This window comes from Rhizobium sp. RU36D, from assembly GCF_900176345.1.
Taxonomy (GTDB): domain Bacteria; phylum Pseudomonadota; class Alphaproteobacteria; order Rhizobiales; family Rhizobiaceae; genus Allorhizobium.
The window spans coordinates 1-26661 of record NZ_FWXU01000010.1; the positions used below are offsets into that span (position 1 = coordinate 1).

Annotated in this window: 31 protein-coding genes; 13 read left to right on the forward strand and 18 right to left on the reverse strand. The window is 62.0% G+C overall.

Going from position 1 to position 26661, the window contains the following annotated elements:
• Positions 1-379 precede the first annotated feature (379 nt).
• The 3 genes from B9A97_RS13950 to B9A97_RS13960 all read right to left on the reverse strand — a co-directional run bounded on the left by B9A97_RS13950 (position 380) and on the right by B9A97_RS13960 (position 2938).
• A complete protein-coding gene (locus tag B9A97_RS13950; protein ID WP_084365964.1) occupies positions 380-1057 on the reverse strand; it encodes a DsbA family protein in 678 nt (225 codons plus the stop codon).
• 148 nt (positions 1058-1205) lie between these two features.
• Entirely contained in the window at positions 1206-1724 is a 519-nt protein-coding gene (locus B9A97_RS13955; protein ID WP_084365965.1) for a DUF721 domain-containing protein, read from the reverse strand.
• Positions 1724-2938: an O-antigen ligase family protein gene (locus B9A97_RS13960; protein WP_179145283.1), complete on the reverse strand. Its 1215-nt coding sequence runs from the start codon at positions 2936-2938 to the stop codon at positions 1724-1726. The genes B9A97_RS13955 and B9A97_RS13960 overlap by 1 nt, the downstream gene beginning before the upstream one ends.
• 75 nt (positions 2939-3013) lie before the next feature.
• Between B9A97_RS13960 and mutY the strand changes: the two genes are divergently transcribed.
• Genes mutY through B9A97_RS13980 form a run of 4 tightly spaced genes read left to right on the forward strand, consistent with a single transcriptional unit; the run spans position 3014 to position 5466 of the window.
• Positions 3014-4108 (forward strand): A/G-specific adenine glycosylase, encoded by a 1095-nt coding sequence (gene mutY, locus B9A97_RS13965; protein ID WP_084366126.1) that lies wholly within the window; start codon positions 3014-3016, stop codon positions 4106-4108.
• Positions 4109-4111: 3 nt separating this feature from the next.
• Positions 4112-4726, forward strand: a complete 615-nt coding sequence (locus B9A97_RS13970; RefSeq protein ID WP_084365967.1) for an HAD family hydrolase — start codon at positions 4112-4114, stop codon at positions 4724-4726.
• Between the two features lie 45 nt (positions 4727-4771).
• Positions 4772-5131, forward strand: coding sequence for a type II toxin-antitoxin system RelE/ParE family toxin (locus tag B9A97_RS13975; RefSeq protein WP_084365968.1), 360 nt, complete (start codon positions 4772-4774; stop codon positions 5129-5131).
• A complete protein-coding gene (locus tag B9A97_RS13980) occupies positions 5131-5466 on the forward strand; it encodes an XRE family transcriptional regulator (protein WP_084365969.1) in 336 nt (111 codons plus the stop codon). The genes B9A97_RS13975 and B9A97_RS13980 overlap by 1 nt, the downstream gene beginning before the upstream one ends.
• Positions 5467-5476: 10 nt before the next feature.
• Here the strand turns inward: B9A97_RS13980 and B9A97_RS13985 are convergent, their stop codons facing one another.
• The 3 genes from B9A97_RS13985 to B9A97_RS13995 all read right to left on the reverse strand — a co-directional run bounded on the left by B9A97_RS13985 (position 5477) and on the right by B9A97_RS13995 (position 9223).
• Positions 5477-7294, reverse strand: coding sequence for an O-linked N-acetylglucosamine transferase, SPINDLY family protein (locus tag B9A97_RS13985; protein ID WP_084365970.1), 1818 nt, complete (start codon positions 7292-7294; stop codon positions 5477-5479).
• Positions 7295-7601: 307 nt separating this feature from the next.
• Positions 7602-8732 carry a site-specific DNA-methyltransferase gene (locus tag B9A97_RS13990; protein WP_084365971.1) on the reverse strand — a complete coding sequence of 377 codons (1131 nt, stop codon included), beginning with the start codon at positions 8730-8732 and terminating at the stop codon, positions 7602-7604.
• Between the two features lie 140 nt (positions 8733-8872).
• Positions 8873-9223: an MmcQ/YjbR family DNA-binding protein gene (locus tag B9A97_RS13995; RefSeq protein ID WP_084365972.1), complete on the reverse strand. Its 351-nt coding sequence runs from the start codon at positions 9221-9223 to the stop codon at positions 8873-8875.
• A gap of 151 nt (positions 9224-9374) precedes the next feature.
• Between B9A97_RS13995 and B9A97_RS14000 the strand changes: the two genes are divergently transcribed.
• On the forward strand, positions 9375-10202 hold the full coding sequence (locus tag B9A97_RS14000; RefSeq protein ID WP_084365973.1) for a carbonic anhydrase: 828 nt from the start codon (positions 9375-9377) through the stop codon (positions 10200-10202).
• Here the strand turns inward: B9A97_RS14000 and B9A97_RS14005 are convergent.
• From B9A97_RS14005 to B9A97_RS14035, 7 genes are all read right to left on the reverse strand, one after another.
• Positions 10181-10669, reverse strand: coding sequence for a DUF1284 domain-containing protein (locus B9A97_RS14005; RefSeq protein ID WP_084365974.1), 489 nt, complete (start codon positions 10667-10669; stop codon positions 10181-10183). The two genes, B9A97_RS14000 and B9A97_RS14005, sit on opposite strands and share 22 nt — an antisense overlap.
• A gap of 20 nt (positions 10670-10689) precedes the next feature.
• Positions 10690-11277, reverse strand: a complete 588-nt coding sequence (locus tag B9A97_RS14010) for a biotin transporter BioY (RefSeq protein WP_084365975.1) — start codon at positions 11275-11277, stop codon at positions 10690-10692.
• Between the two features lie 259 nt (positions 11278-11536).
• A complete protein-coding gene (locus tag B9A97_RS14015) occupies positions 11537-12205 on the reverse strand; it encodes a GntR family transcriptional regulator (protein ID WP_084365976.1) in 669 nt (222 codons plus the stop codon).
• Between the two features lie 52 nt (positions 12206-12257).
• Positions 12258-12545, reverse strand: coding sequence for a type II toxin-antitoxin system RelE/ParE family toxin (locus B9A97_RS14020; protein ID WP_084365977.1), 288 nt, complete (start codon positions 12543-12545; stop codon positions 12258-12260).
• 122 nt (positions 12546-12667) lie between these two features.
• On the reverse strand, positions 12668-12913 hold the full coding sequence (locus B9A97_RS14025; RefSeq protein ID WP_084365978.1) for a type II toxin-antitoxin system ParD family antitoxin: 246 nt from the start codon (positions 12911-12913) through the stop codon (positions 12668-12670).
• 57 nt (positions 12914-12970) lie between these two features.
• Positions 12971-13315, reverse strand: coding sequence for an antibiotic biosynthesis monooxygenase family protein (locus B9A97_RS14030; RefSeq protein ID WP_084365979.1), 345 nt, complete (start codon positions 13313-13315; stop codon positions 12971-12973).
• On the reverse strand, positions 13312-13635 hold the full coding sequence (locus B9A97_RS14035) for an NIPSNAP family protein (protein ID WP_084365980.1): 324 nt from the start codon (positions 13633-13635) through the stop codon (positions 13312-13314). The genes B9A97_RS14030 and B9A97_RS14035 overlap by 4 nt, the downstream gene beginning before the upstream one ends.
• 129 nt (positions 13636-13764) lie before the next feature.
• Here B9A97_RS14035 and B9A97_RS14040 point away from each other — a divergent pair, with 129 nt between their 5' ends.
• From B9A97_RS14040 to B9A97_RS14055, 4 genes are all read left to right on the forward strand, one after another.
• Entirely contained in the window at positions 13765-14448 is a 684-nt protein-coding gene (locus tag B9A97_RS14040; RefSeq protein ID WP_084365981.1) for an ArsR/SmtB family transcription factor, read from the forward strand.
• 100 nt (positions 14449-14548) lie between these two features.
• Positions 14549-14887 carry a DMT family transporter gene (locus tag B9A97_RS14045; protein WP_084365982.1) on the forward strand — a complete coding sequence of 113 codons (339 nt, stop codon included), beginning with the start codon at positions 14549-14551 and terminating at the stop codon, positions 14885-14887.
• 1 nt (position 14888) lies between these two features.
• Positions 14889-15455: a TetR/AcrR family transcriptional regulator gene (locus B9A97_RS14050; RefSeq protein ID WP_084365983.1), complete on the forward strand. Its 567-nt coding sequence runs from the start codon at positions 14889-14891 to the stop codon at positions 15453-15455.
• 97 nt (positions 15456-15552) lie between these two features.
• On the forward strand, positions 15553-16242 hold the full coding sequence (locus B9A97_RS14055; protein WP_084365984.1) for an HAD family hydrolase: 690 nt from the start codon (positions 15553-15555) through the stop codon (positions 16240-16242).
• A 9-nt stretch (positions 16243-16251) separates the two neighbouring features.
• Here the strand turns inward: B9A97_RS14055 and B9A97_RS14060 are convergent, their stop codons facing one another.
• Both B9A97_RS14060 and B9A97_RS14065 read right to left on the reverse strand, forming a co-directional pair.
• Positions 16252-17211, reverse strand: a complete 960-nt coding sequence (locus tag B9A97_RS14060; RefSeq protein WP_084365985.1) for a diacylglycerol/lipid kinase family protein — start codon at positions 17209-17211, stop codon at positions 16252-16254.
• A 53-nt stretch (positions 17212-17264) separates the two neighbouring features.
• Positions 17265-17840 carry a hypothetical protein gene (locus B9A97_RS14065; RefSeq protein ID WP_143530459.1) on the reverse strand — a complete coding sequence of 192 codons (576 nt, stop codon included), beginning with the start codon at positions 17838-17840 and terminating at the stop codon, positions 17265-17267.
• 316 nt (positions 17841-18156) lie between these two features.
• On the opposite strand from B9A97_RS14065, the gene thrC reads away from it, so the two are divergent.
• The 4 genes from thrC (at position 18157) to B9A97_RS14085 (ending at position 24505) form a co-directional block, all read left to right on the forward strand.
• Positions 18157-19587 carry a threonine synthase gene (thrC, locus tag B9A97_RS14070; RefSeq protein WP_179145285.1) on the forward strand — a complete coding sequence of 477 codons (1431 nt, stop codon included), beginning with the start codon at positions 18157-18159 and terminating at the stop codon, positions 19585-19587.
• A complete protein-coding gene (locus B9A97_RS14075) occupies positions 19581-20882 on the forward strand; it encodes a M16 family metallopeptidase (RefSeq protein WP_084365988.1) in 1302 nt (433 codons plus the stop codon). The genes thrC and B9A97_RS14075 overlap by 7 nt, the downstream gene beginning before the upstream one ends.
• Before the next feature lie 72 nt (positions 20883-20954).
• Positions 20955-21569, forward strand: a complete 615-nt coding sequence (locus tag B9A97_RS14080) for a GNAT family N-acetyltransferase (RefSeq protein WP_084365989.1) — start codon at positions 20955-20957, stop codon at positions 21567-21569.
• Positions 21566-24505 (forward strand): EAL domain-containing protein, encoded by a 2940-nt coding sequence (locus B9A97_RS14085; protein WP_084365990.1) that lies wholly within the window; start codon positions 21566-21568, stop codon positions 24503-24505. Before B9A97_RS14080 ends, B9A97_RS14085 begins: the two co-directional genes overlap by 4 nt.
• Before the next feature lie 34 nt (positions 24506-24539).
• Here the strand turns inward: B9A97_RS14085 and B9A97_RS14090 are convergent, their stop codons facing one another.
• The 3 genes from B9A97_RS14090 to B9A97_RS14100 form a co-directional block, all read right to left on the reverse strand.
• Entirely contained in the window at positions 24540-25235 is a 696-nt protein-coding gene (locus B9A97_RS14090; protein WP_084365991.1) for a hypothetical protein, read from the reverse strand.
• A 117-nt stretch (positions 25236-25352) separates the two neighbouring features.
• Positions 25353-25970 carry a hypothetical protein gene (locus B9A97_RS14095; RefSeq protein WP_143530463.1) on the reverse strand — a complete coding sequence of 206 codons (618 nt, stop codon included), beginning with the start codon at positions 25968-25970 and terminating at the stop codon, positions 25353-25355.
• A gap of 79 nt (positions 25971-26049) precedes the next feature.
• Positions 26050-26655, reverse strand: coding sequence for a YqgE/AlgH family protein (locus B9A97_RS14100; protein WP_084365993.1), 606 nt, complete (start codon positions 26653-26655; stop codon positions 26050-26052).
• Positions 26656-26661 lie beyond the last annotated feature (6 nt).

The window sequence follows — 26661 nt, forward strand, 5'->3', positions numbered from 1 at the left end:
AACACCCCAAATGCCCGGCAAAACAACAGCCGGGCCACAGAACCGCCGTCTGCAAAAACCAAAATCCCAAAAACTCGGCTTTATGCAACGGTCCCTCAAGGGGGGAGATCGGAAGACCGATGCCGCTCGGCCCTCTTTAGCGGCGGCAGTCGTCAGCAGCACTCCTTCCATGATCCCGCTAAGTCCGTCCCGGGTCGTCATGTTATTTGCAGTACGTTTGCCACGAGTCGATCTCCCCCCTTGAGGGGGAGATGCCCGGCAGGGCGGAGGGGGGTAGCCGCGCACCACGCGTCCTTCAACACCACTAGACGTAACTTCCCGAGCACAAAAAACGGGCGCGCGGGTTTCCCCGCCGCCCGTCGCGATGCGGTCGGTCAGATTAAAGCAGGCTGTCGATAAGCGCCGACATGGTCTCAACCGACATGTCTCCAGAATAGCTCTTGCCGTTTATCAGGAAGGTCGGCGTCGACGCAACGCCAAAGTCCTTCGCTCCGCGATCCCTAACGGCATTCACATCAGACGCAAGCTGGGCGTTCGTCAAGCAGGCTTCGAAGCTCTCCTGTGTAAAACCAGCGAGTTTCGACATCTGCAGCATGGCGCCGCGCACGTCGCCATTGGTCGGGGCCGCCCAGGCGCGCTGCTGCTTCAGGAACATCGAGATGAAGGGGAAATACTGCTGCTCGGGTGCGCAACGGGCCAGCATGAAGGCGGCGGTGGCGGCCGGGTCGAACGGGAATTCGCGAACGACGAAATAGACCTTGCCGGTGTCGATGTATTTTTCCTTGATCGGGCCGAGCGTCGTTTCGTGGAAATGGGCGCAGTGTGGGCAGGTCATCGACATGTATTCGACGATCTTGACGGGCGCATTGGCGTCGCCCATGGCCATGTCCTTGAGCGTGCCGGCTTTCAGAACCTCTTCCATGTCCACGTCGCGATCGGCCGTCGGCAGGTCGACAGCGAAGGCAAGCCCTGGGGAAGCGAAGGCGGCTGCGAGCACGCCGGCTGAAACGCCTTGAAGAAGCTGGCGTTTGGTGAGGTTCAATTCGAAAGTCGACATCGATGTACCCTGACTAAGGATTGCTGTTGCAAGTCTCGTATAACGCCAAAAGGCCCCAAACAAGGCATTGATAGCGCTGCGGCATCAAAGAAACGTGACAAGACGTGTAGTCCGATGTGAAGCCCGGCGCAACGCCGGCCGCCACCGCTCAACGTCGCTTTTTCTCCGACATGACGGCCGTGCCGAGCCGCGAGATCGCAGCCCGCAGCCGGTCGCTTTCAATGCCTTCCAGCATGCCATCAAGCTTGGCTGCGGCAGCACCCATCAGTTTCGGCGGGGCGCGGCGGTGGGGCACGTGACGGGAGACGGGCTTTTGCACGATCTTGATCTGGCCGATGGCGTGATAGCCGAAGAAGCCGTTGATGCGGGCGATCAGTTCCCCCTGGGCGTGGCTCAGGAACAGGGCGCGTGCACCTTCGCAGGCAATTGTCAGCACGCCGGGACGGTAGCCACCGATATCGCCCGGATCACCCCGGCGCGGCCAGGCGATCTTTTCCGGCCGCGTGCAATCGGCAAAACGCTCGCCGGCAATCTCATCCCAGGATCCCAGCAGCGCCGTGGTGATGCCGGCGCGACGGGCGAGCACAGGATCGATGATGCCGTTGGCCAGCTCGGCCAGCGGCGCCGCACCGCGACGACGATTGGGAGAGCCCTGCCCGGCAGCCATCAGCCCTGCCCCCGCCCTATGACAAGCGGATTGGCGGCTGAGACCGGAACCGAGACCGAGACGATGATGGCGATCCACAGGAACACGCTGTCATAGATATCCTGCCAGAAGATCAGGTTGGTCATGCCGCCGATGGCATAGGTGCCGAACAGGACCAGGCCGACAAAAATCCGCTGCCGGTACCAATCGCCACGGGCAGCCCTGAGCGCCGTGACAAGCGGCGCGGCCAGCAAGGCGCAAAGCGTGAGGAAGCCGATGGCGCCGGTATCGACCAGGCTGGTCAGGAAGCCGTTGTGGAAATGCGTATAGGGAAAGCCCGCACTGGCAACAAGCGCGCGGCGGTTCTGCACGCCATGGCCGGCGATCGGATGTTCGGCAATCAGCGTGCCGGCATGGCGCCACAAGGCCTCGCGCGCATCGTAAGAACCCTTGTCGCTGTCATGTGCCTTGGAGGAGGTGAAATAGGCAAAGGCACTTTGCAGGCGTTCGTGGAACGGCACCGCCGACACCACCATGACCGCAAGGGCGAGCCCGATAGCCGCAAGGCCCCGCCCGGTGAGACAGCCACGCAAGACCCGGGGAAAGATGACCAGAAAGGCAACAAAGCCCGACAAAGCCACCGGCAGGAGGCCCTTGGACTGGGACAGCATGAGACAGGCGACACCGCCGACGAAGCCCGCCCAGCCCAGTGCCTTGCGCCACGGCTTTTCATGCAGCGTGTTTACCAGCGAAAGCAGGCCGAAGACGCAACAGATCAGCGCAAAGGGCAGCGGATTGCCGGCGCCGCCCTCCGCCCGGATGTTCAGGTAGAGCGCCTGCCACACGGCGACCGGCAGCACCAGAAGCGCGCAGAGCGCGGCTCCCAGGACGAGCATGTCTATCAGGCTTTCGCTTTCCGACATCCGCAGCCGCGGAATCATCAGCCATCCCGCCAGGAAGACGCCGATCGGCAACAGGTCCGGCGAGGTGAACGCCAGGGGGTCGCGCGCCAGCGAGAGCAGCGCGTTTGCGGCGAAATAAGCTGTCGCGGCACCCAGGAAGACCATGTCGCTGCGGGCAATGCGATAGGGAATGGTGCGAAACACCAGCCGGGCCAGGGCCCAGAGCGAAGAGGCCGCCAGCATGATCGTCACGATCGATCCGCCGATGCCCGCGAGCGCGCCGAGCAGAAAAACCGCATTACGGTTATTTTCCTGGATGCTCGGCAATTTCATGAACACACTCTCGCCAACCAATGCTTGCTGCTTTAGTAAACCTTCGACGCTATCGCTACTAAACATGCCAAGGATGTGCCAGATATTTCGAGCAATTCTAACAATGTTTCTTCGCAACTGATCGCCTGGTACGACCGCCACCATAGGGACCTACCCTGGCGTGTCTCCCCCAGCATGGCAAGAAACGGCATCACGCCTGATCCCTATCACGTCTGGCTGTCGGAAGTCATGCTGCAGCAGACCACCGTGCAGGCGGTCAAAAGCTATTTTCGCGCCTTTGTCGAGCGGTGGCCCGAGGTTGCCGATCTGGCCGCCGCCCCAACAGAGGATGTGATGGCCGCCTGGGCGGGGCTTGGCTATTACGCCCGCGCACGCAACCTGAAGGCCTGTGCGGAGACAGTCGTGCGTGACCATGGCGGGATCTTTCCCGACACCGAGGAGGGTTTGCGGACCCTGCCGGGCGTTGGCGACTACACCTCCGCCGCCATCGCCGCCATTGCCTTCGACCGGCCGGCCGCCGTGATGGACGGCAATGTCGAGCGGGTCATATCAAGGCTTTACGCGATCGAAGCGCCGCTTCCCGGCTCCAAGCCGCTGATGCGTGAAAAGGTCAGGGACGTAACGCCGCAATCACGGCCCGGAGACTTTGCCCAGGCGATGATGGATCTCGGCGCCACGATCTGCACGCCGAAGCGGCCCGCCTGCGCGCTCTGTCCGCTGAACAGCGGTTGCCTGGCGCTTGCCCATGACGATCCCGAGCGATTTCCGGTCAAGGCGCCCAAGAAAGAGAAGCCGGTCAGGGTCGGCGCGGCCTTTGTTGCAGTGGATACCGAAGGCCGGCTGCTGCTGCGGCGGCGGGTCGAGAGCGGGCTGCTTGGCGGTATGACCGAGATACCGACGACAGGCTGGACGGCCCGGCTGGACGGCGAAACCGGTGTCAGCGCCGCCCCCTTCCCTGCCGACTGGCAGCCCTGCGGGGTGATCACCCATGTCTTTACCCATTTCGAACTGCGTCTGACGATCTTTCGCGCGGGACCGCTGACCGCCCCCCCGCAAGATCACGGTTTTTGGGTTCCGGTCATCGAACTTGATGGGCAGGCACTGCCGACTGTAATGAAAAAGGCAATTTCACAGGCTATTCCCACGGCGTTTTCAACCCGCAAAGGATAATTCATGTCCGCAGAGATCCGTCACATCGTCTTCGACATCGGCAAGGTTCTGATCCATTACGATCCGAACCTTCCCTTCAGCCGGCTGATCCCCGATGACGAGGAACGCGCCTGGTTTTTCCAGAATGTCTGCACCCATGACTGGAACCTGGAACAGGATCGCGGGCGGACCTGGCAGGAAGCCGAGGCGCTGTTGCTCGAGCAGTTTCCGGATCGCGAACTGCATATCCGCGCCTTCCGCAAGCACTGGGCCGAGATGGTGCCCTATGCCTATCAGGGCAGCGTCGACATCATGACCGGGCTGATCGATGCCGGCCGCGACGTGACCATGCTCACCAACTTCGCGTCGGACACCTTCCGCGAGGCGCAGGTGATCTTTCCATTCCTCACCCTTCCGCGCGGCGTGACGGTCTCGGGCGATATCGGCCTGATCAAGCCTGACGTGAAGATCTACGAGACCCACGCGAAAAGCTTCGACCTCTCACCCGCCCACACCGTCTTCATCGACGACAGCTATCCGAATGTCGAAGGCGCCCGCGCCGCCGGCTGGCAGGCCGTGCATTTCACCAGCGCGGAGAAGCTCAAGGAGGATTTGCGGGGGTTGGGGGTCGCGGTGTGACCAATATGCTCTTGAAATCATATGTGCTCGATGGCATATTGACTCATGAGCTGGACGGTCATCCTGCATGAGGCCTTCGACGCTGAGTTTGATGCCCTACCGGACACGGTCAGGGACGAAATCTTCGTAAGCCTGCCGCTTCTCAAGAGCTATGGCCCACAACTCGGGCGTCCATGGGCTGACACGCTGAAGGGCTCCAGCTTTACGAACATGAAAGAACTGCGCGTTCGGGCCGACAACGGCGTTTGGCGCATCGCCTATGCTTTCGACCCGCAGAGACAAGCGGTGCTGCTGGTGGCGGCGGATAAATCCGGCGTCAACCAGCAACGTTTTTACAAACGCCTGATCGAAAAAGCCGATCAACGTTTCGCCGCCCATTTGAATTCCTTGAAGAGGCAAAGCTGATGGCAAGAACACTGGACCAAGCGCTAGCCGCTCTACCGGAAGACAAGCGCCGAGAACTGGAAAAGCGGGGCCAAGAACGGTTGGACGAGTACAGGACCCTGCAGGAACTGCGCAAATCGCGCCAGTTGACGCAGGAGAACATCGCGCAACTGCTGGGGATCAACCAGGAAAACGTATCACGGCTTGAGCGGCGCAACGACCTGCTTCTGTCCACGCTGCGAGACTATATCGCCGCGATGGGCGGTGACCTTGAAATCGTTGCCCGGTTTCCCGACCAGCAACCCGTCAAGCTCACGTCGCTTCTTATCGAACCGACGGAGATCCAGGCCAAGTAAGGCCTGACAGTCACCCCACGATCGCGGTGAAATGGCCTTCGATCTGGCGCGTCAGCGCTGCCGTGTCGAAGAGCGGCGCGGTTTGGCGCGCATCGAGAAGTTGTTGGCGCAGGCGGGACTGGCGGGCCCCATCCTGCGCCAATTCGACCGCCAGGCGGACGAATCCTGTGATATCATTGGCGACCAATTCCGGCAGCCCGACGGCGCCGAGCAGGCTTTCGGAGACGCGGCCGGCGAAATTGGTGCCCTTTAGCGTCACCACCGGGACGGCAGCCCAGAGTGCATCCGAGGTGGTGGTGTGGCCGTTGCAGGGTGCGCTGTCGAGCGCGATATCGGCTTCGCAAAGCCGCCGCAAATGCTCGTCCATCGGCACCATGGGCGCGAAGACCAGGCGGGACGGCTCGACTTCAGCCTTTTCGGCCGCTTTGCGCAGATTGTCCCGGGCGAGATCCGGCAGGGCCCCCAGCCACAGGACCGAGTTCGGCACCTGCCGCATGACGGCCATCCAAGCGGTGAAAATTTCGCTGCGGATCTTCGGCGCCTGGTGGAAGGCGCTGAAGACGACGGCATCTTGCGGCAGGCCAAGGGCGGCGCGGTTGCCCGTGGGCATGACCGGCTCACGCTTGTTGTCGTTGCACTGGTAGCTGGGCGAAAGGCGCAGCAGCTTTTCCTCGTAATGCGGTTCGCTGGAGGCTGGCGTGACAATGGCATCCGTCAGGGCATAGTCGATGCCGGCACCGGCGACCGAACCGGGAAAACCGAGATAGGTCACCTGCGCCACGGCGGGTCGGCGGGCAAAGATGCCGACGCGGCTCGATTGGGTATAGCCCTTGAGATCGACGAGGATATCGAGTTCCAGCGAGCGGATCAGCTCCGCCGCCTTGGTATCATCAAGGGCGAGAATATCGACGAAATGATCGACGCTTTCCATGAAGCGCTCACGCATCGGTCCTTCGCGGCGCGCTTCCGGCGTATGGCAGATGCCATAGATCTCGAAGAACTGGCGGTCATGGGCCTCCAGCACGCCGGCAAACAGCGACATGGTGGCATGCTCGCAGAAATCGGCCGAGACATAGCCGACGCGGATGCGGCCGGGATTGGCGCGGCGCGTGGGACGATCCGGCGAGACCGCCGGCAGCATGGCGCCTGCTGTGCGTAGCGCGCAGAGCCGGTGATAGGCCTCGTCGCCGGTCCAGAACAGCGCGCGGAAGGCGTTTTCGCGGATGTCGAGCTCCTTGCTGTCAAGGGCATAGCCCTTTTCCAGCTCCGCCTGCAATTGCGGGGCGAGCGTCAGGTCGCAGAGATTGGAGGCGCACCAGAAAAGTTCGCTCAGCGCAAGCCGCTCGTCCGGCTGCTGCACATAGGCCTTCAACAGCGGTTCATAGGCAGCCTCAAAACGGCCGAGGCCCGATAGCACGATGCCCGCGTTCAGGAAATTGCCGAAGGTCGTGCCGATCTGCGCCAGTTGCTCCGCATAGGGCTCGGCATCCGTGTAATTGCCCGCCTCGCGGTAGAGGCTGCAGAGGGAATGGATGACGTCGAGATTGTCGGGCATGTGCCGCTTCAGCATCAGCATGACCGAGAGCGCCGATTCACTGTCGCCGACGGAGAGGAAATGCTGGGCCGAGCGGAAGGCGACTTCGCGCTTCAGATTGGGCGTCAGGTCGATCGCACCGGCAAAATAGGTCGCCGCGGCCACGCGGTCGCCAAGCTGCTCGTGGATGGTGGCGGTGAGGATATAGGCATCGGCATTGGACTTGTTCTGCCGGATCACCTGTTCCAGCGTCTTCAGCGCTGCGGCAAGCTCACCGCGGTTGAACTCATCCATAGCGTGTTCGAGCGATGCCTGCACTGTCCACTACCCCTTTGATCGTGGGCAGAGACTTAAGGAGGGGGACTTGTCCGAAACTGGATGGGTCGCCTGTCGAGGCGGCATGGCATCAGAAGATGCAAACCTGGAGCCAATCAAGGAGAGAATAGGATGACGCCCGAAGCCTGGGGCTTCGGGCGCCTCCCTGCTCACAAAAAGGATGACGCCCGAAGCCTGGGGCTTCGGGCGTCAGGCCCCCTTGACCGGGACTGAAGGTACTTGGACCGGTCAAGAGAATGCGGCTCTGGCAAAGCCGGGTGGATCGTCAGTCGAGCCCTGCCAGACCGTTGCGGATCACGGACCGGAGATCGTCGATGGGGCGCAGGGTTGCCCCATCTTCGAAATGCCAAAAGGTCCATCCGTTGCATGCATCAAGGCCCTGGAGCCTGGCTCCAAGACGATGAATGGAACCGGCGTCGCCGCCGGAAGAGACCGTACCATCCGCACGCACGATGGCGGAATGACGGCGGCGCGCATCGGTCAGAACCTGACCGGGATGCAGGAGACCGCTTTCGACCAGCGTGTTGAAGGCGACGCGCGGTTCTGCCTTCTTGCCGGTCAGGACCGTCAGCTCCGCCTTGCCCAGCGGCTGGACGGAGGCAATGCGGGCGGATGCGACGTCGATATAGTCCTGCTCGCGCTCGATGCCGACGAAATGCCGGCCGAGGCGCTTGGCGACGGCACCCGTGGTGCCCGAGCCGAAGAAGGGATCGAGCACGATATCGCCCGGCTTGGACGAGGCCATCAGCACCCGCGCAAGCAGCGCTTCCGGCTTCTGGGTCGGATGGGCCTTCTTGCCGTCCTCGCCCTTCAGGCGCTCGGCGCCGCCGCAAATCGGAAACAGCCAGTCAGAGCGCATCTGGACATCGTCATTCGACGCCTTCAGCGCATCGTAGTTGAAGGTATAGCCCTTGCCCTTGGGATCCGGCGAGGCCCAGATCATCGTCTCATGGGCATTCTGGAACCGGCGGCCCTTGAAATTCGGCATCGGATTGGTCTTGCGCCAGACGATGTCGTTCAGGATCCAGAAATTCAGGTCCTGCAAGATGGCGCCGACGCGGAAGATATTGTGATAGGAGCCGATGACCCAGATCGAGCCTGTCGGCTTCAACACGCGGCGGCAGGCCAGCAGCCAGGCGCGGGTGAAAGCATCATAGGCTTCGAATGAGGCGAACTGGTCCCATTCGTCATCCACGGCATCGACCAGGGACTGGTCGGGACGGTGCAATGCCCCGCCGAGCTGAAGATTGTACGGGGGATCAGCGAAGATCATATCCACCGACTTGTCGGGAAGCGCTTCGAGCGCGGAGACGCAATCGCCCTTGATGATGGTATCGACCCAGGAATACGGGTCCGTCGAGCGGCGAAGTTCGGCGAGCGAAAAAACAGAAGCCATCGATTACTCACTTTACGCATACGCGGGACACAATCACTTGACGCTTATGGTTACCGATCTTGGTTACCAAAGACTGAATGGCCGAGGGAAAAATGCACTGATTCCAGAAGCCTCCGGAAAACTCGGCCGTGCATCATGGTTTACGCGCCAGCGCGAGCCGCGTCCCAGGCCTTCACCGTGGCCTTTTTCGCCTGGTTCCTCCAGGTGCGCTCGATCGTAGCCCTGACCCAGTCGATATCCACCCGGTCGGGGCGGGCCAGCACCATGGGATAAGGGCGATGGTGGCCCGTGGTGAAGAAGGTGTCCGGATCCATCTCGATCAGATGATCCCTCTCCTCGAAAGGCACCTTGAAGACGGGGCAGTCATGGGTGGGATTCCAGAAGATGATCGCCTTCTTGTTGACCTTGAAAGACGGCGCATCCCAAGATGTCGTTTCTTCCGTTTCGGGAAGGGCCAGAATGATCTGGCGAAGGGTCTCAAGCGTGATCATGCATCGTCTCCCGCAGACATTGTCGAACGGCTCAGATTGCAAGCAGCGCATTTGTTCTTCAATAACTAAATCATGCCAGACTGCCTCGCAAATAGGGCTGGCGATCTTGAAAACATGCGCTGGTCGACCAACACGGACCTGGAGGCACAGGATGTGCGACGCATGTGACACTGTAAAACTCGATCGCCGCGGCCTGATGAAACTGGCGGGCTTCGGCCTTGCCGCCACCGCGCTGGCCTCGTCGGCGCAGGCATCCGATCCCGCGCCGAAGAAGGCCGACGGGCACGGTGCCGATGCGCATGCAGCGGATGCCCATGCGGCAGAGGCTCCGGCGCCTAAGGCCAAGGCTGCCGCTCATGCGGAGGCCAGCTCGCCGATGTCGCCGGACAAGGCGCTGGCCAAGCTGAAGGAAGGCAACAAGCGCTTTATCGCCGATGCCAATGCCTGCGCGGCCGACCTTGTTTCCCGGCGCGAGGAACTGGCTGGCGGGCAGCATCCCTGGGCGATCGTGCTGACGTGTTCCGACAGCCGCGTGACCCCGGAACTGGTCTTCGGCGGCACCACGCTCGGCGAACTCTTCGTCATCCGCAATGCCGGCAACGTGCTGGATACGGGTGCGCTCGGCACGATCGAATACGGCGCCGAACACCTGCATGCACCGCTGATCGTGGTCATGGGCCACAAGAAATGCGGCGCCGTATCGGCTGCCTGCGACGTGGTGAAAGCCGGAACAAAGCTGCCAGGCTCCATCGGCAAGATGGTCGAGCCGATCCTGCCGGTGGCGCTCGCCACGCTCTACAAGTCAGAGGATTTTGTCGGCCAGACGATCCTCGAAAACGCCCGCTCGGGTGCCGCCCGCATCATGGAGGAAAGCCCGATGGTGGCGCATCTCGTGCATGAGGGCAAGGTGAAGATCGTGCCGGCCGTCTACGACATCTCCACCGGAGAGGTGGAGTTCTACAAGCCGGTCATGAGTTGAGGGCTGCAGGCTGATCGTGCCTCCTCCCTGCCCGCGCCTTGCTCGGGCAGCACGATTCGCACATCGGGATAGCCCTGCGCGGCCACGCGGTCGCAGAGATCAGTCCATTCGCAGCCGGCACAGGCCCGACGCAGCGTGCCGGCTGCGAATTTTTGCCTGAGGCGGGCCAGAAGCGGCGCGGTCGGCACCATCAGCGCGCCGGTTTCTAGCGAGACGGCAAATTCTTCCGCGATTGCCCGGCGCGCGGCCTCGTCCCGGGCGATGACGCTTTCTCCGCGACAATGGGCATGGGCATCGCCCAGCAACGGCGCGCAGACGTCGTCCGGCCCGGCCACCAACTCGATCTCCTCGCCCGCCGAAAGACGCGCTGATATCGCGTCGTAGTTTGCGACGAAAGCGGGCGAATAGCCCTTGCCGACATAGGTCAGCATGCAGAGCAGATGGTGGGCACGCAGCCGGACGGTCATGGGTTTACACGTCCGGCCAATCAGCCGCGCGACGGCCTGACGTGGCGGGCAACCGCCATCAGCAAGGCCGCAGCCAGCGCCGACTTCACGACAGCGCCCACGAGGAAGGGCACAACACCGAGCGCAAGGCCCTTTTCCACTCCGAGCAGCACGGCAAGCCACGCTCCGCCAATGGCAAGGCAAGTGAGGTTGGCGAGGAGATGTGAGGAAAAACTCAGCACGACGCGGTCGCCGGTCCAGCCACGCTGCGCCAGCAGACCCGCCATGGCGGCGATAATCGGGAAGGCTGCGAGATAGCCGGCCGTCGGCCCGACAAAGGGCGCAAGGCCGCCGTTGCCGCCGGCCAGCACCGGCAGGCCGAGCATCGCCTCGCCGAGCCAGGCCAGAACCGTCAGCGTGCCGAGCCGCCAGCCATAGAGCACCCCGATCATCGTGATCGCCAACGTCTGCAGCGTGACCGGCACCGGCACCATGGGCACGCTGATCTGCGAGGCAAGCGCCAGCACGGCTGTCCCTACGACTAGAAGCACGGCCTGGGTGAGCAGCGGGCGACCTGAAATGCCCAGGGGATCAAAGCCGCTCTTGGCGGGTACGAGGATCGAGGTCATAGCAATCTCCATTTTATAGATAATCTATTCGACACTGAGTCTTTTATCTATAAAATGAACGGATGCCAAGACGCTTTCGGGATATTGGCGCCGAGAGACGCCATCTCGCCGCCGCAACTTCCCCAGACTGCAGCTAATTTTGCATGCAAAGACGCCGTCGCGCTGCCGCCCGAGCGATTTTATCTATAATTTTCAAAGGGACGCTTTCCGAGCGCCATCGCGGAAATCGGATCACGCTGGCAGCGGCAAAGGCGAGCCGTCAGCCGACGATGGCAAAACCTTCGGTCTCCGAACGGCCCGGCAGCGGCAGCGGAGCGCGGCCGATCCACTGGACGTGGCGTTCGAGAATGCGACAGGCTTCTTCGGTATCGCCGTCACGGAGCGCCTGCAGGATGGCGCGGTGGTCGTGGTCGGTGCGGGCTTCCCAGGTGGCGCGCCAGGCGACGAACAGGAAACGGGCGCTGACGGCATGGAGGTCGTCGATGACGGTGAGGAGCCGCGGCATGCCACAGGTGGAGACGATCAGGCGGTGAAAGCGGCGATTGGCCTCCTCCCATGTCCGCACATCCCGGGCAGCGTCGGCATCACCAGCGGCCTTCTCGGCGGCGGCCAGCACCTCGGGCGTGAGACTGGGCGCCGCATGGCGCAGCGCCAGGACCTCCAGCGCGGCACGCATTTCCGCCACTTCGCGCACCTGCTTTAAGTCAAAACTCGCCACGCGCACCCCGCGCCGGGGCAGGCTGACCACCAGCCCCTGCGCCTCCAGCCGGCGAAACGCCTCCCGCACAGGAACATGGCTTGCGCCGAATTCCTCGGCTAGATGATCCTGGGCGAGACGCGCGCCGGGCACGAGTTCGCCATGGATGATGCGTTCGGCAAGGGCGCGGCTGATGCGGCCGGCTATGGTGTCGTCGTGATCCCTGGACATAGCCATGCATAGTCAGCAGGCGGGCGCTTGTCGAGATGAGGGTGGGCGGGCGTCAGTCCATCGCCTTGAGGATTGCGCGCCAATCCTGCCGGCCGCCCAAAACGCGCAGGATCGCGACCTCTCCATTCAGCTCGGTGTAGACGATCAGGTGGCTGCCATGAGGACTGATCCGCACCGGTGGAACGAACTCGAGGCGTTCGCGATACATCTTAGGGGACCGGGCAATCAGGTCAAACGCGTCGGCCAGTTCATCCAGATAGCGATCGGCCTGATCGACAGACCACCGTTGCGCACCGTAGCCCCATACCTCTTCGATGTCACCTACAGCGCCGTGCGCCAAATATGGCGCACAAAGGTTCGCTGTAGCGCTTTATATCTGCTGCATAATTTGCACCTTAAATCGATTCCGATTTAAGGTGCAAATTATCCAGTGGGGCTTCAGGAACGATGGTGTAGCGCCCTCTAGCGGGCGCCATCGTTATCGCGCATTCGCCGCTTAAAAGCTTCAGGGTCAAAGGGCTCGGGTTTGCCGCTCTCAATGCCTTTGGTTATGGCCGCCTGTAACTGGTCGAACGCCGCGACTCGTTCCTGATCCTTGCGGATCAGGTCTCGGATATAATCACTTGCAGTATCATAACCGCCGTTCTCAGCCTGGCGCTCGACCCAGGCCTTCATCGGATCCGAAAGAGATAGGTTCATGCTGGCCATGGTTCGCCTCCTGCGCTTCACAAAATGACGTGGACGCCCCGCTTTGTCAAAGCGCGCTCACCCATGCCGACCCCGGCTATCGCCGGGCGCCTCCTCCCGTTCGTGCATGCCGTAGTCGCGCAGGACATAGGCCACGCGCAGGCGGTAGTCGGCGAAGATACCGGAGCGGCCTGCCTGTTGAGCGGCGCGGTGGTGCTCAAGATTTCTCCACGCCTTGACCGCCTGTTCATCCCGCCAGAAGGACAGAGACAGGATCTTGCCGGGCAGGTTGAGGCTCTCGAACCGTTCAATGGAAATGAAGCCGTCGATGCGCTGGAGATGCGTTTTCAGGTACGCCGCAAGGTCAAGATAGGCATTTCTCTGCCCCAGAACGGGCGTGACCTCGAAGATGACGGCGATCACGGCTTCACCTTGGGATCGTGGGAAACGCAGGTGAGGAACAGCCGATCTTCCTTCAGGATGAACCGTTCCCGGCGGGCGAAATCGTAATTGGCTTTGCCGGCGGGATCAGCGGCCAGGCGGGCGCGATAGGCCTCATAGGCGGCCAGGCTCTCGACATGATAGATGCCGTAGGCCGTCGTCGCCGACCCTTCGTGCGGGGCGAAATAGCCAACGAGATCGGCGCCGCAGCGCGGGATCGCCTCACCCCAAGCGCGGGCATAGGTTGCGAATTGCTCCCGGGCGAACGGGTCGATTTCGTAGCGGATGATGCAGGTGATCATGTCGGCCTCTCCTTGGCTTTGTGTGCCGCGGTGATGCCATGGACAGCGCAGACGATGCTTCGTCCGGGATCGAAGTGTTGGCGGGGGAATGGCGTTGTCCGCCCTGCCCGCTTCGCCTACAACAGACTCATGGCAGAAGGACCCGACATAGCCCGGATTGCAGCGCTGATCGGCGACCCCGCCCGCGCCAACATGCTGCTCGCCCTGCTGGGCGGCAAGGCGCTGACCGCCACGGAACTGGCGGGCGCAGCAGGGGTGACGTTGCAGACCGCAAGCGCACATCTGGCCAAACTTGGCGACGGCGGGCTGCTTGCCCAGCGCAAACAGGGGCGCCATCGCTATTTCGCGCTGGCGGATGACACCGTCGGCGCGATGGTCGAGGGACTGATGGGGTTCGCCGCCAGTCGCGGCCATCTGCGCCATCGCACCGGCCCGCGAGAACCGGAACTGCGCAAGGCGCGCATCTGTTACGACCACCTGGCCGGTGACTACGGCGTGCGTATGCTGGACAGTCTCGTCGCACGCGGTGCCATCGAGGTTCATGACGAAGCCCTCGTCCTGACCGAGGCGGGTGCTGATGCGGTGATCGGATTTGGCATCGATCTGGCAAGCCTGAAATCCTCGCGCCGACCGCTCTGCCGCTCCTGCCTCGACTGGAGCGAGCGGCGATCGCACATGGCCGGCTCGCTCGGCAAGGCGTTGCTGTCGCTGTTCCTGGATGCGGGGCTTGCCCGACGCGAGGCCGGCAGCCGCGTTGTGCATTTCACGCCGGAAGGCGAGCGCCGATTCGCGCTGATGTTTCCAAGTTCCTGATACTTACGGATCGATCTTTCCCAAAGTGATCATTGCACCTTGAAAAGAAACCGTCCAGACGGTATCTTTTCAAGGTGCATCAATTTGGAAAGCTTTTGTCATGAGCGCCCTCGTCTATACCTCCCTCGCCGCCGCCATCGTTTTCGAGGTGATCGGCACCACCTTCCTGCAGAAATCAGAGCAGTTCAGCCGGCTCGGCCCGACGGCGGCCATGGTGCTGTTTTACATCATGTCGTTCTATCTTCTGTCTCACGCGCTCAAGGGCATGCCCCTCGGCATCGCCTATGCCATGTGGAGCGGTCTCGGCATCGTGCTGACAGCGAGCATCGGCTTCTTCGTCTTCAAGCAGTCTCTGGACTTCGCGGCGATGGCCGGCATCGGTCTGATCATAGCAGGCGTGCTGGTCATGAACCTGTTCTCCAACTCGGTATCGCACTGACATGGCGACGGCCCATCACCGCAAGAAGCAGCCAGAGCAGGTCCGCCGCGCGCTTCTGGATTGCGTGGCGAAGATCGCCGCCGAACAGGGCCCCGTCGCCGTGACAATCCAGGCGGTGGCCGAAGCGGCGGGCGTGACCAAGGGCGGATTGCTGCACCATTTCGCCAGCAAACAGGCGCTGATCGAGGCACTGTTTGCCGATTTGCTGGAGCGCCTGGATCGCGATATCGACCGGCATATGTCGGCCGACCCGGTTCCGGCGGGACGCTTCACCCGGGCATATGTGCGCGCCTGCTTTGCCGATCGCGCTGTCGGCGAGACCAGCCTGTGGGCGGCGGTATCGGTCACGCTCATTTCGGAGCCGGAGCTTCGCCGGATCTGGGGCACCTGGATCGATGGCCATCTCAAGCGCCATCGGGAAACGGACGACACCCCGGCACTCGCCATCGTGCGGCTCGCGACCGACGGCGTGTGGCTGGACGACCTTTTGCGGCAAGATGCCAGGCCGGACCGCGACCTCGGCACGCTGGAGCCAGTACTGCTGGCGATGGCGTCTGCACCAGCATGAGCGCTCTGCATGTCGGCCATGTGGGCTGCTGCATTGTCCTCACCGCCCCAATCGTGTAGTCACGGCGCCTTGCTTCATCTGATACGGACTTCCCCCCATGAGCGGCTTCGACCTTATCCTCTTTGACTGCGACGGCGTGCTGGTCGATTCCGAGATCATCGCGGCGAAGGTGGAATCCAAGCTTTTGACCGAAGCAGGCTACCCGATTTCCGTCGAGGAAATGGGCGAGCGATTCGCGGGCATGACCTGGAAGAACATCCTGCTGACGGTGGAAAAGGAAATCGACGTTCCGCTGTCTGCGAGCCTGCTGGACAAGTCCGAGGCGCTGCTTGACGCGCGGCTTGGGCGCGAGGTCAAGATCATCGACGGCGTGCGCTTTGCCCTGTCGCGGCTGCAAGGTCCGCGCTGCATCTGCTCCAATTCCAGCCTGGAGCGCCTTGATATCATGCTCTCCAAGGTCGGCATCCGCGATGCCTTCGCGCCGCATATCTTCTCAGCGAAAACGCTGGGCGCCGACCGGGTCAAGCCGAAACCGGACATCTATCTGCATGGGGCCGCCCAGTTCAATGCCGACCCCAAGCGCTGCCTCGTGGTGGAAGACTCGGTTCATGGCGTGCATGCGGCACGGGCTGCGGGCATGCGGGTCATCGGCTTCACCGGTGCCTCGCATACCTATCCTTCCCATGCGGACCGGCTGAGCGATGCCGGCGCGGAAACCGTGATCGCGCGCATGAACGACCTGCCGGCGGTGGTTGCCGCCATGGCCGAGTGGAACGCGATTTTCTAAAGAGCCCGCCTACATCCGCAGTTGCAGGGCCGCGGGACGGATGCTGGCGTTGAGGACATGCTCGCCGATCTGCTCGCCATCGGCCTCGACCAGCGCCGGATTCGACCCGATCGACACGATCTCAATGTTGCGCCCCCGGTGGAAGCTGGCATTGGGGTCGGTGAGGTGGGCGGCGCTATAGAACTTCTGCATCAGCCGCACCAGCCCAAGGCGGCTGGTGAACCGCAGGATGCCGCAGTCCATGAGGCCATCGCGGAATTCGGCCATGGGCATGACATGCATGCCCCCACCAAACCAGCCGCCATTGGCGCAGACGACGCAGACGACCGGTCCGCTGAAGACGTCTTTTCCATCCACCTTGACGCGCACCTGGGCCGGCTTGTAGCGGGCAATCTCGCGCAGGGAGTGGAACAGGAAATGCAGCGAACCGCCGGCGAAGCGCGACCAGCCGGGCTGATTGGCAGCGCGCACGATGGTTCCCGAGACGCCGATGCTGGCGATGTTCACGAAGGCCCGCTCCGGCCTGGTTCCGTCGCCGCTCAAGAGGATGCCGGCGTCGACGGGCCGCGCGACGGCCTTGGCGATATGGGCCGCAAGACCTTCGGCATCCCGTGGCAGCGCAAAATTTCGCGAGAAATCTGAACCTGAACCAAGCGGCACGAAGGACAATTCCGTCTGCGGTCGGCTCGACGATAAAATTCCGGCGGCCACTTCACTGATGGTGCCGTCGCCTCCGACGGCGATCACGAGATCGAAGGCGGCATCGGCCAGTTCTCGGCCAAGGCGTATGCCATCCCCACGCTTTTTTGTTTCATGCAGCTCAAGCGCAGGAAAAACCTGCCTCAAGGCCTTCAATGTCGCTCTCCAGCGTCGGCGGGCGGATAGGCCCCCCGCAACCGGATTGCGCACGACACCAGTTTTCACGCCATGCCCCCACTTTGCACGCTTTTGCCAATGCGCTGCAGTCATCGGCGCGGCGTCCCAATCGACACCGCCCTGTCAACTTCATGGCTGGCTCTTGCCTACTTTTTCTTCTTCGGCGCGCTTTCGTCGAAGCCGACATAAACGCGGGCAAAGTTGGACAGGTTGCCGGGCACGACGATGTTGTCCTTGGTGAAGACGAATTGCGTCGGCTGTGCCGGGTCAGTGATCGCGACATCCATCTTGGTCAATTCGGAATAGACCTGATTGTCGCCATCCATCACGGTCACGCGGATCGGCATGCTAATCGTGCCGGCCTTGCCCTGCGGCCCGGAGGCGACACGGCCCTGGGCCATGATGGTCATGCCCAGGTTGACGTCATTCTTGGTGCAGGCCCGCGTCGTATCGGCGATCGAGGCCTGGTAGACGACCTGTGCCGGATCGTCCTTGGCGCCCTTTGCATAGGTCCTGAAGTAGGAGGTGTTTTCACGCAGGCTGATCTGCGGGCAGTTTGCCTGCACCACGGCACCGACGGGGGCTACGGTCGACGCGGCAGGAGCGGCCACTGTCTGGGACTGCCCCAGCCCGAGGGCTGCACCGGGATTGCCCGCATTGCAGCCAGCGAGGAGTGCCAGGAGGGGAACAGCGACAAGACTACGCGACACATTCTCAAGCACGACTACACACCTTCCGCATTCCGTTCGACTGCCGCTAACGGCCATTGAAACTGAGGTCTTTTCATGACCCTTGTCGATGGTCTATATCAGCGGCTCACCGAAAAATCGATTGGGTAGCCGGCAATTTGCTTCAATTTTCATCTCCCTTCCGTCTCGCCGGCGAGATGGCCCGCAAAGACCTGACCCGAAGCCGCGCCGATGCAACTGATAGCGTGAAGCTCTGCGTCGGCAGGTCGACGCAAACGGACAGGCAGGACCGGGCGCGCCACTCTAGAATTCCGGCCGACCAGCCAAACCTGTTCCTCCGCCAGCAAGGATGACGAAGATGGACTATATTTCGACCCGCGGCGAAGCCCCCGTGCTCGGCTTCTGCGACGCTCTGCTGACGGGCCTCGCCCGCGACGGCGGCCTTTATCTGCCGAAGAAGTGGCCGCATATGAAGAAGAAGGAAATCCGTGCCCTGCGCGGCCAGTCCTACCAGGAGGTGGCCTTTGCCGTGCTGGCTCCTTTCGTCGACGGCGAGATCGAGGACGACGTCTTCCGCAAGATGATTGACGAAGCCTATGGCACCTTCCGCCATCCGGCCGTGGCGCCGCTGGTGCAAACAGGTGCCAATTCCTACGTGCTGGAACTCTTCCACGGCACGACGCTCGCCTTCAAGGACGTGGCCATGCAATTGCTGGCGCGGCTGATGGACCATGTGCTGCAGAGCCGCGGCGAGCGGGCGACGATCGTCGGCGCGACCTCGGGCGATACCGGGGGTGCCGCCATCGACGCCTTTGCCGGCCGCGCGGCGACCGACATCTTCATCCTGTTTCCGCATGGCAAGGTTTCTCCAGTCCAGCAGCGGCAGATGACGACGTCAGGCGACAGCAATGTCCATGCGCTGGCGATCAACGGCAATTTCGACGATTGCCAGAACCTCGTGAAGGCGATGTTCAACGACACCGGCTTCCGCGACCGGGTGCAATTGTCCGGGGTCAACTCGATCAACTGGGCCCGCATCATGGCGCAGGTGGTCTATTATTTCACCGCAGCGCTCTCGCTCGGCAGCCCGGACCGCAAGGTCTCGTTCACGGTGCCGACAGGCAATTTCGGCGATATCTTCGCCGGCTATGTCGCCAAGCAGATGGGCCTGCCAATCGACAAGCTCGTGATCGCCACCAACGAGAATGACATCCTGGCGCGGACCCTGAAAACCGGCCGCTACGAGATGCGCGGCGTTCATGCCACCACCTCGCCCTCAATGGACATCCAGATTTCCTCGAATTTCGAACGCCTGCTGTTCGAGGCCTATGATCGCGAGCCCTCGGCGATCCGCTCGGCCATGGCCGGCCTCAAGCAATCCGGCGCCTTCGAGATCAAGGACCCGGCCCTGAAGGCGATCCGCAAGACGTTCAACGCCGGTCGCGCCAGCGAAAAGCAGGTGGCGCAGACCATCAAGCAGACGCTGAAGGAAACCGGCTACCTGTTGGACCCCCATACCGCCGTTGGTGTTTTTGTTGCCAAGAAGCACGAAAAGGCCAATAGTCCGATGATTACGCTTGCCACGGCGCATCCGGCGAAGTTCCCGGCGGCCGTCAAGGCGGCCAGTGGTATTGACCCGGCGCTGCCTTCGTGGCTTGCTGATCTGATGGACAGGGAGGAGCGTTTCGAAATACTGGATGCCGAGCTTAAAGCCGTCGAAACCTTTGTCGGCAATCATGCCCGCGCGACCCAGAAAGAGACGCAGAAAGACGGATCATGAATGTTGAGTGCACCCGGTTGCCATCCGGGCTTACGGTCGTAACCGAGACCATGCCGCATCTCGAGAGCGTGGCTCTCGGCACCTGGATCAAGTCGGGAGCGAGGAACGAGACCGAAACCGAACACGGGATCGCCCATCTTCTGGAACACATGGCGTTCAAGGGCACGCGCAAGCGAACCGCCCGGCAGATCGCCGAGGAGATCGAGAATGTCGGCGGCGAGTTGAACGCCGCCACCTCGACCGAGACGACATCCTATTATGCGCGTGTGCTGAAGGACCATGTGCCGCTGGCAGTGGACATCCTCGCGGATATCCTGACGGAATCCGAGTTCGACGAGGAAGAGCTCTCCCGCGAGAAGCATGTCATCCTGCAGGAAATCGGCGCTGCCAACGACACGCCCGATGACGTGGTGTTCGATACGTTTTCGGAACTTGCCTACCAGAACCAGACGCTCGGACGGCCGATCCTCGGCACGCCGGATACGGTGAATTCCTTCAGCAGCGACGAGATCCGCGCCTATCTCTCGCGTAACTACACCGCCGACCGCATGTTCGTGGTCGCCGCCGGCGCTGTCGATCATGACAGCTTCGTGCGCCAGGTCGAGGAGCGTTTTTCCTCGATCGCCGCCAAGCCCGACGTGGCGCCCGTCATCGAGGCCGCCCGCTATACCGGCGGCGAGCGGCGCGAAAGCCGCGACCTGATGGATGCGCAGGTACTGCTAGGTTTCGAAGGTCGTGCCTATCACGTGCGCGACTTCTATTGTTCGCAGATCCTCGCCAATATCCTTGGCGGCGGCATGTCGTCGCGCCTGTTCCAAGAAGTGCGCGAGCATCGTGGCCTGTGCTACTCGGTCTATGCCTTCCACTGGGGCTTTTCCGACACCGGCATCTTCGGCATTCATGCGGCAACCGGCGGCGAAAACCTGCCGGAACTCGTGCCTGTCATTCTCGATGAACTGCGCAAGGTCGCCGATCATGTCGACCAGCAGGAAATCGAACGCTCACGGGCGCAGATCCGAGCCCAGCTGCTGATGGGCCAGGAAAGCCCGGCCGCGCGTGCGGGCCAGATCGCACGGCAGATGATGCTCTATGGCCGGCCGATCCCGAATGACGAACTGATGGAGCGCCTGTCCGGCATCACCACGCAGCGGCTGACGGACCTTGCCGGCCGGCTGTTCTTTGACACCGCACCGACGCTTTCGGCCATCGGCCCGCTGGAACAGCTTGCTCCCATGGCGCAGATCACCGGCGCCTTGTCGTCCGGCCAGGCGAAGCCGCTCAAAGCGCTCGGTTGAAACAGACGTGGCGGCGGCTTGGTCCATCCTCATGACTAGGGGTCGCCGCCCCATGTCCCCCGGGGGCATTTTATGACCCGGTCCGTGTTCCGTTTCCTCACCCGCCAATCCGACAAGCCGGAGATCGAAAGCGGCGCACATCTGCTGCGGCTGGCGCGCTATTCCGACTTCGAGCAATGGCACAAGCTTCGCTATGAAAGCCGCAGCTTTCTGCAGCCCTGGGAGCCGACCTGGCGCGCGGACGAGCTGACGGAACGGGCGTTTCGCTCCAGGGTCATCCGGGCGGAACAGGAATATCATTCCGGCCTGTCGCTGCAGCTTCTCCTGTTTTCCCGGCCGGAAAAACTGCTGCTGGGTGGCATGACGATCGGCCTGATCCGGCGCGGTGCGGCGCAATGCTGCATGATCGGCTACTGGATGGGCGAGCGGCATTCAGGCCAAGGCCATATGTTTGCCGCACTTCAGCTGGCAATACCCTATATCTTCGGGAAGCTGCAGTTGCACCGGATTGAGGCTGCCTGTATTCCAGACAACGACAGAAGTATCCGGCTGCTCGAAAAAGCTGGCTTTGAGCGGGAAGGTATCTTGCGGGAATATTTGAAAATCAACGGTCAGTGGCGCGACCATGTCATGTTTTCGCGGCTGGCCGACAACATGCCTGCTCCCAAGTTCACGGATTACCTATGACCGGGCCGCGCACAGAGCCATGGCTGACCCGGCTGACGCCGGCGGGACGATTCCGCGCGTTGCTGCTCTGCCTGTCGATGCTGGCGGCCTGGATGATGCTGCAGCCGATGGCAGTACTTGCCGCCGAACCGGTGAAGATCTCTCGCGAGGATACGGCCGTCGATCTTTCCAAGACGGTCGAGATCTACAGCAACCAGGGTGAGGCCTTCCAGGTCTCGACCGCAGCCGGCGCTGACGGCATTCGCCGACGCATCGAGGTTCGCTCCAGCGATGCGAAGCACCAGGGCGACTGGGCGGTTTTCTCACTCGCCAATGTCTCGGAAGAGCAGCTAGAGCGCGTGATCGTCGCCCCGCATTTCCGGCTTGCCAGCTCGCAACTGTTCTGGCCCGATCTCGGCTCGCAGCGCATCTATGCGATTACCCCGTCGGAAGGGTTTGCGCTGGATCGCCAGCCGAGCGAAGAGGCCGACGTGTTCCGCATCACGCTGAACCCGGGCGCCGTCGTCACCTTCGTCGCGGAACTGGCAACCCCGCATCTGCCACAGATCTATCTGTGGGAGCCGGATGCCTATAAGGACACGATCAACGCTTTCACGCTCTATCGCGGCATTGTGCTCGGCATTGCCGGTCTGCTTGCGGTGTTCTTGACGATCCTGTTCGTGGTCAAGGGCACCTCAATGCTGCCGGCGGCAGCGGCTCTGGCCTGGGCGGTTCTGGCCTATATCTGCGTGGATTTCGGCTTCATCGAAAAGCTGATCTCGATTGCCTCAAGTGATGAGCGCATATGGCGGGCGAGCGTGGAGGTGGCGCTGGCCTCCAGCCTTGTCATCTTCCTGTTCACCTATCTCAGCCTCAATCGTTGGCATGCGCATCTGGGCTATGCCACCTTCGCCTGGATCCTCGGCCTCGGCCTCTTGTTCGGCGTCGCGATCTACGATCCATCGATCGCCTCGGGCATTGCGCGCCTGTCATTCGCGCTGACGGCGACCGTGGGCGTGATCCTGATCGTCTATCTCGGCATGCATCGCTATGACCGGGCCATCCTGCTGGTGCCGACCTGGGCGCTGTTCATCGTCTGGCTGTTCGGCGGCTGGCTGACGATCACGGGCCGCCTCGACAACGACATCATCCAGCCGGCACTCGGTGGTGGCCTCGTGCTGATCGTGCTGCTGATCGGCTTCACCGTCATGCAGCACGCCTTTGCCGGCGGCGCCTATCAGCAGGGCCTGTTCTCCGACCTTGAACGCCAGTCGCTGGCGTTGACGGGATCGGGCGATACGGTGTGGGACTGGGACGTGGCGCGTGACCGCGTGGTGACCAGCCCCGACATTTCGGTGCGCCTCGGCCTTGCCGCCGGCACCCTGCACGGCCCGGCGCGCAACTGGCTGCCGCGCCTGCACCCCGATGACCGCGACCGTTTCCGCGCCACGCTCGACGTGCTGCTGGAGCATCGCAAAGGCCGGCTCAACCACGAATTCCGCATTCGTGCCGAAGACGGGCACTTCCACTGGCTGCATATCCGCGCCCGGCCGGTTCTCGGCTCCAATGGCGAGGTGATCCGCTGCGTCGGCACGATCTTCGACGTGACGGAGCAGAAGAACTCCATCGACCGGCTGCTGCAGGACGCGATGCATGACAACCTGACGGGCCTGCCCAACCGGGAAGTCTTTCTCGACCGCCTGCAATCCGTGCTGACGCTGGCGGCGGGCGGCGACAGCGTGCGGCCGACCGTGATGGCGATCGATATCGACCGCTACAAGCAGGTGAACGATTCGCTCGGCATTGCCGCCGGCGACAATATCCTGATCGCGCTGACCCGCCGCCTGCGGCGTCTGCTGAAGCCGCAGGATACGCTGGCGCGGCTATCGGGCGATCTGTTCGGCCTTATCCTCGTTTCAGAGCGGGATCCGGCCAAGGTGGCGGATTTTGCCGATGCGATCTCCAAAGCCATCATGGTGCCGATCAATTTCGCCAATCGCGAGATCATCCTGACAGCCTCGATCGGCCTCTCCACCTTTGTCGACCAGCAGGAAAGCGCGCCGAGCCTGCTGTCGGATGCCGAGCTTGCCATGTATCGCGCCAAGCGGGCGGGTGGGAACCGGGTGGAACCTTTCCGCCCGGCCTTCCGCAGCAACGGCACGGACCGGCTGCAGCTGGAAACCGATCTCCGCCGCGCGCTGGACCGCAAGGAACTCTCCATGGTCTACCAGCCGATCATGCGGCTGGCAGATGGCAGCGTGGCGGGTTTCGAAGCCCTGATGCGCTGGGACCACCCCAAGCGCGGCAGCATTCCACCATCCGAATTCATCCCGATTGCGGAACTCTCCGACCTTATCGAGCCGCTCGGCATGTTCGCGCTGGAACGCGCCAGCACGGAACTGATGGACTGGGAGCGGCAGATCGTCGACCTGCCGATCTTCGTGTCGGTCAACCTGTCGAGCTCGCAGCTTCTCAACAACGAGCTCTACAACGACATCAGGGCGCTGCTTGCCAAGACCCAATGCTCGCCGGCGCGCATCAAGCTGGAGCTCACCGAATCCGTGGTGATGGAAAATCCGGAGCAGGCACGGCTAGTTCTCGCCAAGCTCAAGGAGACCGGCATCAGCCTGGCGCTGGATGATTTCGGCACCGGCTATTCCTCGCTCGCCTATCTCACCCGCTTCCCCTTCGATACGATCAAGCTCGACAAGGCGCTGGTCTGCGACCGCAGCGAAAAGCGCCCCATCCTGTTGCGCTCGATCATCACGATGGCCCGCGACCTTGACATGCAGGTGGTGGCAGAGGGTGTGGAGACCGAAGCGGACGCTGCCGAACTCGCCGAAATGGGCTGCCAGCTCGGCCAGAGCTACCTCTTCGGCGCCCCGATCGGCGCCGATTCGGTTCAGCGACTGCTGAAGGAGCGCTTCCCGCAGGTGAAAAAGGCCGTGGGGGCTTGAGTGGGTTGACGGCTTTGAATGCAACAGTGAACCGCTACTTTTGCCCATGCATGGGAACCTGACACCGGGCCTTCAGGCCAAGAGTCTTGTTTGCGATAATCTGTGCGTCCCAATAGCTCATGCTGTGGGTTTCCGGTTCCCACAGCACGGGGTCCATACAGGTTGCGCGGGGATCAACCCCCAGGCATCCCTCTGCGTCATATCGTTTCAGCATCTCCGAACTCCACGTTTGTTCGAGAAACTGCTGCTTGAACTCTTGAGTCTCTAGTCTTTCCTTGGAACTCTGGATTTTGCGAACGTCCATGGCGAACGCAATGTCGGCGACAAACTGCTGCCAATGCTTCGTCGCAGGGTTACTCTCAATTTCGGACATATCGTTTGCTGTCACCTGAGGCCATGGTGGCCAAAGACCGAGAAAACCTATCGCCAAAAGCATGTTCTGCCCGGCAACGGGTGACCCTTCCTTCACGTGGGGCCAGATTGCTTCCCACGTTTCGTCACATTTCTTCGCTTGGAAAAGCGCAACTACCCTCGCCTGCTCAGCCTCGTCGTAGCGATCTGCGTGAACAGGTTCTGCTATAGCGTCGGACCGTATCAGAAAAATGCATGCGGCCACGAGCGGCAGAATGCACCGACGAAGACGACCGGCAACCGAATTATTCCATCCATACTTACGCTGCAAAATCATCTGCGCCTCAAGCTTTATGCGGGCTTCACGCGTGCCCGTCATCCATGGACAGCATGGCAGGGCTCACACCCATCAGCGCCAGCACGCGGGCTTGTTTGGCCTCAAGCGCGGCGCCAAAGATCAGGTCTTCGCTGGCCGCGCAGTCGGGCCAGCCACCAACTAACGGTCGGTTGCCCCTTCGCTTCCGCTGAGATCGTCATCATTCATCTTGTCCCGATACGCATGCATCGGCTCTACGCATTTCGAAACGATCCCATTCTCCGCGTTTTTTGAAAGTTCCGCGTCCCAATCCCTAAGGCTGCGTATTTCAGGAAACCATTTGGCGGCGTCCCAACAGGAATCTGCCGCTTGAGGGCCAAAACAGCCTGCGGCTTCGTAGCGCCCAATGGCATCAGCACCCCAGCGCTCACGCAGGAAATCATGCCTCAACTGCCGAATGTCCTGAAAATACCGACTGATATTCCGGCCATCAATCGCAAATGCAACGTCGGTAAGGAAATACATCAATTCCCTCGCTGCAGGATCATTTCGCCACTCATCGACGTCCTCGGTCTTGGGAAGGGCCATGGGCGGCGTCAAGTCGATATAGGGGAGCCCGGCAACGAGCTGCCCTCCGGCAATTGCCGAGCCATCAACCACATGCCCCCACAGGACTTTCCAGGCAGCCTCGCATTGTCCACTTGCAACGAGGGAAGACACCCGCTCCATCTCTGCCTCATCGTAGCTGTCGCGTTTGGCTTCCTCTGCTGATGCAGCGCAAAACAAAACAATTACCAAGGTCGATGCGCAGACGGACGTAAGTATCGAACGCTGTGTTCGGATCCATTCGCTTGTTCGCGCTTGCATCCTTGCAGCCTCACGCGTGCCCGGCATCCATGGACAGCATGGCGGGGCTCACACCCATCAGCGCCAGCGCGCGGTCGTATTTAGCGTCGAGCGCGGTGTCGAAGATCAGGTCTTCGCTGGCGGCGCAGTTGAGCCAGCCATTGTTGGAGATTTCGTTTTCCAGCTGGCCCGGTCCCCAGCCGGCATAGCCCAGCAGCATGGTGGCGCGGCGGGGGCCGCGGCCGTCGGAGATGGCCCTGACGATATCGAGCGTGGCGGTGAGCGAGATGTCGTCGCTGACCGGGATCGAGGAGCCGCCGATATAGTCATCCGTATGCAGCACGAAACCGCGGCCGCTTTCCACCGGGCCGCCGGCCTGGATCGGAAACTCACGGGTGTGCTTCGGCAGCATGATCACATCGTTCTTGTCGGCGAGTTCGAGATGCAGCAGCACCTCCGGGAAGGTCACGGATTGCGGCCGGTTGATGATGAAGCCCATGGCGCCGGCATCCGAATGGGCGCAGATATAGACAACGGAACGGGCGAAATTGCTATCGGCCATTCCGGGCATGGCAATGAGGAACTGTCCATCCAGGAAGCCGCGTTCGCGTTCCTTCTTGAGCGTAGAAAAAGCCATCACGCT